This window comes from Rhodococcus sp. BS-15 (assembly GCF_000813105.1).
Taxonomy (GTDB): Bacteria; Actinomycetota; Actinomycetes; order Mycobacteriales; family Mycobacteriaceae; genus Rhodococcoides.
In genome coordinates, this window is record NZ_BAOX01000203.1 from 1 (window position 1) to 9,119 (window position 9,119).

The 9,119-nt window shown below is 63.7% G+C and carries 6 protein-coding genes and 4 pseudogenes; 5 read left to right on the forward strand and 5 right to left on the reverse strand.

Translation table 11 applies throughout. The features are described 5' to 3' along the window. Positions 1–250, forward strand: a pseudogene (locus RHBS_RS19390) (lysylphosphatidylglycerol synthase domain-containing protein); the annotation flags it as partial. Positions 251–278: 28 nt separating this feature from the next. Beyond that, the gene (locus RHBS_RS19395) at positions 279–2,090 is read left to right on the forward strand and encodes a bifunctional diguanylate cyclase/phosphodiesterase (RefSeq protein WP_237669457.1); all 1,812 of its coding nucleotides are present in this window, start codon (positions 279–281) and stop codon (positions 2,088–2,090) included. A 37-nt stretch (positions 2,091–2,127) separates the two neighbouring features. On the opposite strand, the pseudogene RHBS_RS19400 reads toward RHBS_RS19395, so the two are convergent. The 3 genes and pseudogenes from RHBS_RS19400 to RHBS_RS19410 form a co-directional block, all read right to left on the reverse strand. Continuing rightward, positions 2,128–3,433 (reverse strand): annotated as a pseudogene (locus RHBS_RS19400) (amidohydrolase family protein). 29 nt (positions 3,434–3,462) lie between these two features. Then, positions 3,463–4,445 (reverse strand): annotated as a pseudogene (locus RHBS_RS19405) (isopenicillin N synthase family dioxygenase). A gap of 92 nt (positions 4,446–4,537) precedes the next feature. Next, complete coding sequence (locus RHBS_RS19410) at positions 4,538–5,704, reverse strand: ABC transporter substrate-binding protein (protein ID WP_128646256.1); 1,167 nt, start codon at positions 5,702–5,704, stop codon at positions 4,538–4,540. Positions 5,705–5,993: 289 nt separating this feature from the next. Between RHBS_RS19410 and RHBS_RS19415 the strand changes: the two are divergent. From RHBS_RS19415 to RHBS_RS19425, 3 genes and pseudogenes are all read left to right on the forward strand, one after another. After that, positions 5,994–6,772: pseudogene (locus RHBS_RS19415) on the forward strand (ABC transporter ATP-binding protein). After that, complete coding sequence (locus RHBS_RS19420; protein ID WP_128646257.1) at positions 6,772–7,644, forward strand: ABC transporter permease; 873 nt, start codon at positions 6,772–6,774, stop codon at positions 7,642–7,644. The pseudogene RHBS_RS19415 and the gene RHBS_RS19420 overlap by 1 nt, the downstream one beginning before the upstream one ends. A 71-nt stretch (positions 7,645–7,715) precedes the next feature. Continuing rightward, a complete protein-coding gene (locus RHBS_RS19425) occupies positions 7,716–8,360 on the forward strand; it encodes a GntR family transcriptional regulator (protein ID WP_128646258.1) in 645 nt (214 codons plus the stop codon). 12 nt (positions 8,361–8,372) lie between these two features. Here the strand turns inward: RHBS_RS19425 and RHBS_RS19430 are convergent, their stop codons facing one another. Then, positions 8,373–8,669, reverse strand: a complete 297-nt coding sequence (locus tag RHBS_RS19430) for a putative quinol monooxygenase (protein WP_121871485.1) — start codon at positions 8,667–8,669, stop codon at positions 8,373–8,375. Positions 8,670–8,682: 13 nt separating this feature from the next. Then, the coding region (locus RHBS_RS19435) for a CdaR family transcriptional regulator (RefSeq protein WP_187298560.1) at positions 8,683–9,119 on the reverse strand (437 nt) is incomplete at its 5' end.

Here is a 9,119-nt window from a genome sequence, read left to right on the forward strand (position 1 = left end):
GGCGGCGGCACCACGTTCGTCACCATGACGGTCGTGACGATGATCGGCGGAACGTCTGGCTTCCGCCGCGCCGACGCCGGGCGGCGTGGGTGCCGTGGAGGCCGCGCTCATCGGCGGTCTCGCCGCCTTCGGAGTGCCCGCCTCCATCGCCGTCCCGTCGGTCTTGCTCTATCGCGTCCTGACCTGCTGGTTGCCGGTGTTTCTCGGGTGGCCCACACTGCGGTGGCTCACCAAGCGAGACATGGTCTGATTCGTCCGATTCAGGGTGCGTGTATACCGTGAGTGCTAGCGTTCATGCAGGTTGGGGGCCTTACTCGACGGAGGGCGTTGCTATTTCCGATCAGGGGGATTTCATCCCCACCGCGAAGGAACGATGGGTTCGGCTGTTCATCAGCGGAATGACACTGACGTTCGGACTTGCCGGCGTACTGATGATCCCGGCGGGGCAGTTCTCCGAGCCGATGTCGATCGTGGTCCTCATCGCGTCGGCTACCACGGTGCCCGTGGCCATCGCCTGGTACGTCAGACCATGGACGTCGCCGCATCTGGCGACGGCCTACGTCCTGTACGCAGATCTCGGCATCATCTCGGTCCTGCTCTCGTTCCAGACCCATTTCGACGCGATGCCGGGTTGCGCGATGTTCGCGATCGTCGCCGCATTCATCGTCGTCGGAAGTTCGTATCGGGTGATGGTGATGCACCTCGGCGTCGCTACGCTCACGCTGCTCACGCTCGGTGTCCTTGCCGTCGCCGAGGGTGCCGATCCGTGGTCGACCGCCTCGCGCATCGTGACCATCGGCTCGCTGTACGTAACTCCGTTCATGATCAAGGCCTACATCGGGCAACTACGCCTGAAGGCCGCCCGGGCGCTGCGCGACCCGTTGACCGGCCTGTGGAATCGCCGCGGTCTCCTGGACACCGTGGACACCCTCGGCATCTCGCCTTCCGGGGCCGGCGACGCGGTGGGGGTGACGGTCCTCGATATCGACCGTTTCAAGCAGATCAACGACAGATTCGGGCACCCCTCGGGCGACGCCGTTCTCATCGAACTCGCCCGACGCCTGTCCGAGGCTGTGGGCGATCGGTCGGCGGTCGCACGACTGGGCGGCGACGAGTTCGTGGTTGTCAGGTCCGGAACTCGCGAGGAAATCACTCAGTCGGACAACAGGATTCGGGCCGCCCTGGAGGAGACGTTCGACGGACCTCAGTTCACCACCAGCCTCGGATCTGCGGTCGAAGCACTCGATTCCGAGACCAGCATTCACGTCCTGGTTCGACGGTTGATCGCGCTGGCCGACATCGAGATGTACCGATTCAAGGCACGAACCTCCGGCAGGGCGGTGTCCGATCGTCTTCCCGAAACGAACTCGCACGAGCAGACGCGGAGCCGGATCGACGAACTCATCGCATCCGGCGGCCCCGACATCTTCTTCCAGCCCATCTGCGACACCGTCACCGGATACGTCGTGGGTTTCGAGGCGCTCTCGCGCTTTCCCTTCGGTGCCGGATCGCCGCTGTCGTGGTACCGCGACGCCACGGAGGCCGGCATCGGTCCCCGCCTCGAACGTGCGGCACTCGACCGGGCGCTCGACGCGATGCGCGCGCTGCCACCGGGATCATTTGTCTCGCTCAACGCGTCCGCCGACACCATCCGTACGACGAACCTGCTGGATCGACTACGCCCGCACCTGGCGTCGCGGACGTTCTACCTCGAGATCACCGAGCACGAGCGTGTCGACGACTACATCGCGGTCACCCGAGCTATCGACAGTCTGCGTGCTGCGGGAGTGCAGATTTCCATCGACGACGTCGGTGCCGGATTCGCCGGTCTACGCCACGTCATCGAACTGCGGCCGGACATCCTCAAAGTGGACTATGCGCTGGTCCACGGGATCGACCACGATCCCCTGCGGCGAGCGGCCGCGACCGCGATCATCGACTTCGCCCGGCAGATCGACGCCACCGTCATCATGGAAGGCGTCGAGACCGAAGCGGAATTGCAGGTGGCGAACGAACTCGGAGCCAGATGGTCCAGGGCTTCCTCACCGGCCGTCCGGAACCGGCGTCCGCGCACTCTCACCAGCAGGTGACGCGGTAGTCGAACCCGGCCGCGTCGCGCCGGTCAAGTCAACGGATCTCGCGCAGCGCCGCCACCAACCCTTCCTCGTCGACGCGGGTGCTGCGGCCGTCTCGAATCACCACCTCACCGTCCACCCAGACAGTGTCGACGACCTGGCGGGTTCCGGTCGTCAACAACGACGCACCGGGTCGCGTACCGGTAGACATGCGAAATCGCGCTCGAACCGCACCATCGTCAGATCCGCGACATCACCGACCGCCACCCCGCCCGCCCTCGGCGGTAATCCCAGAGCTGCATTGGCCCCACCTGACGCCATGTCGATCATCGCGTCGAAGCCCAACAGGTCGGCCTTCTTGTTCACGGCCCGCTGCACGTACGCGCCGACACGCATCGTTTCGAGCATGTCCTGGGTGTCGTTGCTGGCCGCACCGTCCACCCCGAGTCCGACGTGCAATCCCGCAGCCAACATGTCCGGGACGGCAGCGACCCCCGATCCCAAGCGCATGTTGCTCAACGGATTGTACGAAATTCCGACTCCACGCTGCGCCAACTTCGCGCGGCCCTCCGCATCCAATTCGACGCAGTGCACAGCCAGCACACGATCGTCGAGAAATCCGTGTCGATCGAGGTATTCCACCGCGCCGACGCCAGTGTGCTCGCGGCACATAGCATCGTCGGTGTGCGTCTCGAGCAGATGGATCATCACCGTCATGTCGCGGCAACGGGCGAACTCGCTGACGGCAGCCATGCCGTCCGGGGTGAGAGACCGAGGATTCGGCACCGCAACTGCAGGCGAGATACGTTTCCCTGCCGTTACTTTCATCAGTTCGTCCAGGTGGTCGAGAACGTCGGTCAGTGGCTGCATCAGCCGGGGATCGAATCCCCACCGCCTGGTCGGATCGGCACGGTCGGCGGTTCCGCGGCCCAGCACCGCCCGAATTCCCGTGTCGTGCAACCCCTGATCACTGCATCGTGCACCTCGGTGGAGGGGTGGGGCCACATATGCTCGACGAGAGTCGTTGTGCCACTGCGTAAAGCTTCGAGTGACGCTGCGACCGTCGCGGTGTACGCCCGCTCGGGGGTGATGGCCACCGAGTCCTCTGCGACGGCGAGCAGCCACTCGAGCAGGGGAGTGCCCTCGGCGATCCCGCGCATCAGCGACTGCTGCATGTGGGTGTGAGTGTTGACGAACCCGGGAACGAGGTAGGCAACGCTGCCGTCCGTACCGCCGCCACCCGACAACGACGCGTCGCGGATGTCCGTCACCACGCCGGCGTCGACCACGATATCGCGGTGCGGCAGCCACGATCCGCCGGAGTACACGGTGACGTCACGAACGATCGTGTCGTGCATGGGTATTGCCCCCTCGTATCGCTTCGTCATCACCCTGCAGAGGTGGAGCCGGTGAAATTGGCGTTGATCCGTTGGTAGAGGTAGTCCTCCGCAGTGATGGGCGCGTACTTGCCGGACGGACCCTCGATCACCGCGTCTCGATTGGCCTGAGCGAAGAATGCGAGGCTGTAGCGAGCGCCTGATACTCCTCCGGGCCGGGGTTCTTGACGCGGTGAAAATTGGACGGCAACAGGTCGTCGCTCCATCGCATCAGCATGTCGCCGATGTTGCACGTGATCGCGTCGTCCGACGGTTCGATCGGGGTCCACTCCTGCGTGTCCATCTCGCGACCTGGGCACACCTGCAGACCACCCTGTCCATCGCGCTGGAACAGTAGTGTGAGGCAATCGAAGTCGGTGTGCGCACCTGCGCGCCAGGTGTCTGCTGCCTCGCCGATGGCGAAGTAGTGCAACATCCGCAGCGTGCTCTGGTAGCTGTCGGCCGACGGATCGTGGGCCAGGGTGAAGAAGTCCTGATCGAATCCCAGCCGGACGGCGAAACACGAGAGCAATTTCATCGCAAGTTCCCAGCATTTCGCCTCGAACGACAGGATGGTCTCGCGGAAACCGGCCACCTCGTCCTGCGTCGGCCAGAGATCGTCCATGTGTGGACGCGTGACCTGATACGACTCCTTCTGATCTGGTGTTCCGATCGACGGCCGCACCTGCGACTTGTACTCCCAACCGGAGTTGTAGCCCTTCTTCAGCGGGTACTGCGCCTTGATCTCCTCCGGCAGTGCGAAGAATTTCTCGGCTGCTGCGAAAGCGCGTCGAACCTGCGCCGAGTCGATTCCGTGTTCGACCACCTGAAAGAAGCCGATATCGGTGGCGGCACTCCACAGTTGTTCGGTGATCTCCTCACGACGAGAGTCGAAGTTCGACAGATCGATTCGACGGATCTCGCGGGTCGTCGTCTCGGTGCCGATGCCGCCCATGCGGGCTTCGCGGTCCAGTTCGGTCAGTGGGTAGTTCATCGGTGGTCATTCTCCTACAGGTGGGTGTTCGTGGTGGGTGGTGCGCCGATCAGGCAGTGCCGATCAGGGAATGCCGATCAGGGAATGCCGGATCAGGAGATGCCGATCGAGGGATCGGTGAAGCGGTTGGTGAAGAGTTGCTCGGCAGTCAGGTCAGCCGGGAGTCGAGCTCCGTCGGCGGCGAGGACGGGCCCGAGTTCGGCGAGGTTGTTCTGTGTGCGCGCCGCGTCGTACGTTCCCACCGACCCGTCGGCTTCGTTCGCGATCAGTCCTTGCTCCTTCAGCAGCGCCGAGCTGAACGCGGCTTCGCCGTCGGTGTACGGCGTGAACGACGTGTCCTGCGCGACGACGTCGACGATGGTGGAGTCGGTCTCCTCAGGCGCGGTGATGTAGTCGGCGGTCGCCTGCTGGACCAACGGAACGAGCTTGTCCAAGCAGGGTGACATCGCGTCGAGCTTGTCGGCTCGGACCGAGAGGTTCGATGCGTAGATATCGAACCCGGTGTCCTTGACGAGCTGGTACGAGACCGGCTTGCCCCAGGCAGGTGTGTCCGATTCGTAGGTGTAGGGCTCCGAATTGGCGAAGCCCTGCTGGGCGATCTGCGGATCACCGACGAATCTGGCCGGAGCTCCGTCGTACCCGGTGTCGAGTTGCGAGGACTTCAGCAGCCCCTTCTGCACGAGCCACTGCGGAAATATCTGCTCTTTGGAGACCACGACGGTGGCGTCGGATCGTCCGATGTCGGCGATCGACGTCCAGTCCGGGTGGCTTTCCGGATCCCACATCAGGATCGCGGGGCTGTACTTCAACAGTGGCGTCACTCCGACGACCGGTTGATCTGCCGCAGCGGCGATCACCTGGTCGCCGTGCACGATGCCGAGATCGATCGAATCGTCCACGTACATCTGTGATGTCACCGATTGGAATCCGATGGCCGGCCCACCCGCTCGGAGCGAGAGGTCGATGCCGGTGTCCTTGCCGCCTGTCACCAGTGGGCCGGTGACGGACTTCTCGTCGGTGTTCACGGAGTAGCCGGGACCGAGCATGCGAAACAGCGCGCCCATGTCGGACTGCGGCTGCCACTGGAGCTGAACAGCGAGCGTCGACGGACACAGTTCGGCCAGACTGTCCTGCGCCGCAACGGCTTCCAGGGGTTCCGAACTGGCCGATTCGGCGTCGTCGGCGCTGCATGCGCTGACGCAGACCGATACGGCAACTGCAACAGCCGCAGCGGCGGCCCGAGTCTTCTTGGTGACCATGGCGAGTAACTCTCTTCTGGTGGGGGTGTGAGACACGTTGTGGGAAAACGGCATTCGGCCGAGGAGGCGACGAGCGGCTGGACACAGTGTGCACGAGCATCGATTACATGTAAAGAGGAAAGTAGCCCTGCGCGCCGTTCCGAGCCCTGAAGAGTGATTGCACTGCTGTTCAAAGCCGAATCGACCGACCACAGGTCACCTAGAGTTTACGGGGAGAAACGCGCACGTAATGCATGCAATAGATCCTTTTAGGTACCTAATTACATGCAATCGACGCCTGGAGATTCAGATGGATCTGATCGATACCGTGTTCGATGTCGACGCGACATCACTGATGAAGAACTCACAGATCACCTTCGACAAGGCGGTCAAACGGTTCCCGACCGGCACGACAGCACTCGACGGTATCGAACTCGATGTTCGCAGAGGCGAGTTCGTTGCCGTGGTCGGTCCGTCGGGCTGCGGAAAGTCCACTCTGTTGCGCATGGCCGCCGGCCTGGAGCGGTGCACGAGTGGCAGCGTCTGTGTCGCAACGCAATCCGTAGGTTCATCTTCCAGGAACCGACGTTGTTGCCGTGGCGCAACGTCCAGGGGAACATCGAACTCTCGGCAGAGCTCGGAGGCGTCGCCAAGAACGCTCGTCGCGAACGTGCAATCGCGGCCATCGACGCGGTGGGATTGACCGGCTTCGCCGACCAACTGCCGAGTGCGCTGTCCGGAGGCATGAAGATGCGGGTGTCGCTGGCCAGGGCGCTCACGTCGCTGCCCGAGGTTCTGCTGCTGGACGAGCCGTTCGGTGCCCTCGACGAGATGACGCGATACGACATGCAAGCTCTTCTGCACCGACTCTGCAACGAAAAGAAGTTCACCGCAATGTTCATCACGCACTCGGTGTCCGAGGCCGTCTTTCTCGCCGATCGCGTCGTCGTCATGACGCCCCGACCCGGCAGAATTCACTCGGTGGTGGACATCGAGTTCGACAGGCCCCGCACCGAGAGCCTGCGATTCGACCGGGCCTTCACCGAGTACGTCGCACATATCTCCGCGAGCCTGCGGGGAGTTGCGTGATGACGCAGACGCTGGCGGTCCTCGTGCCCCGTATTCGTGCAGCCGGAGCGGTCGGGGATCGCGGCGCAATCCCGGCGAGAAGGCCGAAGACCCCGTTGAGCGTGATCGGTGTACCCCTGGCGTCCTTCGCGGTGGCACTGCTGGCCTGGTACGCCGTGACATACCTCGTCCTCGAGCCGCAGAGACGTTTCCTGCTCCCGGCACCCCATCGCGTCCTGACGCTCTCACTCCTCGACTCTGCACACCTGATGCCGATGCTCGAGGCCCTCGCCGTCACGGCTCGGGTGACCGCCATCGGGTTCGTCATCGCCGTCCTGTTCGGTGTGACCGTCGGTGTCCTGATGAATCAGGCACGCTGGATCGAGCGTGCGGTGTACCCGTATGCCGTTGCGCTGCAGGTCATTCCCATTCTCGCAATCGTGCCACTGATCGGGCTGTGGTTCGGCTACGGCATGGTCGCCCGTACCATCGTCTGCGTGATGATCGCGGCGTTCCCGATCATCACCAACACGCACTTCGGATTGCGCTCGGTCGATCGCGGGCTGCACGAACTGTTCACCCTCGGCCGAGCGAACCGGTGGGAGCGCTTGACCAAACTCGAACTGCGCGCGGCACTTCCCTCGATCCTGACCGGCATCCGCACCGCCGCGGGACTGGTGGTCGTCGGCGCGATCATCGGTGACATGTTCTTCGCAAAGGGGGAACCGGGCATCGGGACCCTGCTCGACGTCTATCGCAGCCGGTTGCAGTCCGAGGACCTCATCGCGGCGATCGCCATCGCTTCGGCGTTCGGAATCGCAGTCTTCTCGTTGTTCGGAATCCTCTCTCGCGCTCTCGTCGGCAGGTGGCACGCATCGGGTTCGGACTCGTGATTCGGGTATCGCAGGCGGTGTAGGCGAGAATGTCCATCGGCACGATACGACGCACGTAACGGATGGAATCCATGACCACTTCCGAACGGGAACTTCTCACCGAGTCGGTTCATGCAACTCTGCGAGAGCAGATCTTTTCCGGGGAGTTGCCTCCCGGCACCCCGCTGAGCGTCCCGGCGTTGGCCGCCAAGTTGAACGTCAGCCGCACACCGGTGCGGGAGGCGGTGCAGCAGTTGATCTACGAGGGTATCGCCGTACACACCCGCAACGCCGGTGCCAAGGTGGATTCGCTCGATGCCAACACCATTCGATCCGTGTTCGAGGTCCGAGAACTTCTCGACGGACTGGCGGCACATCGAGCAACGCTGAACGCGACGAACGACGTCGTCGACGAGCTCAGGGGCATGGTCGCGGAGCAACGCGCGCTGCTCGACCGGCCTGCAGACGCACAGCGCGATGCACTGCTGGACCTCCGCTTCCACACGCGCATTCGCGATGTGGCCGACAACCGTCCGCTCAGTGACGCACTGTTACGACTCGACAGTCAGGCGCACCTGTATCGCACCGACATGTGGTCGGGCGAGACCGCTCGGCGGCTCGCGGTGTCCGAGCACGAACGCATCGTGGACGCCATCGAGACCGGCGACGCCGAAGCCGCCCGGATCGCGGCCTCGGCGCACGTCGCGGGGTTGCTCGTGCGCATCACGCGAACCTGAGTCACCGACCGATCAGAACGACGAGTCGGTCGTGAACTTCGTCAGTGTCGGCGGTGCGGCGAGCAGCGGCGGCAATTCGGCGATCTTGCCGGGTCCGGCGCGGAACTCACGGTACTTCGCATCGGCCTCGGCCGACTCCCACGTCTCGTAGGCAATCATGTGTGCCTCGTTCTCCTCGTCGACCCACACCTCGACACCGAGGCAACCCTCGAATGCGCGGGTATCGGCGAGCACCGTCCGCAACAACGCACGGGCATCGGCGACGGACTCGGGCTTGAACGTCAGATCCAACAGAGCGATGAGAGCCATGGCTTCACACTAGTCATCTGAGCCGAAGTGCCAAGTAGAACTCGATTCTGTCCTCCAGTCGCGACAGATCGCGGCCGGTGAGTTCCTCGATGCGCTGGATGCGGTATCGGACGGAATTGACGTGCATGTGCAGTTGTTCGGCACAACGCGTCCAGGCACCGTTGGTGTCGAGGTACACCGACAGTGTCTCGACGAGATCGCTGTTGTGCAGGTTGTCGTACTCGACCAGGGGAGTCAGCAGCCGCGAGGTGAACATACGTCGCACGTCCTCGGGAACATTGGCGAGAAGTATTGTCAGCGTGGCCAATTCGTCGTGCCCGACGACGCTGCAGTCCGAGCCACGGCGCTCGGCGAGCCGGCGGGCGTAGCGCGCTTCCTCGATCGCGCTTCGGATGTCGGCGGGCGCGGTCGGGGCGCTGACACCGATCGAGGCTTGCCGAACGGAATCGG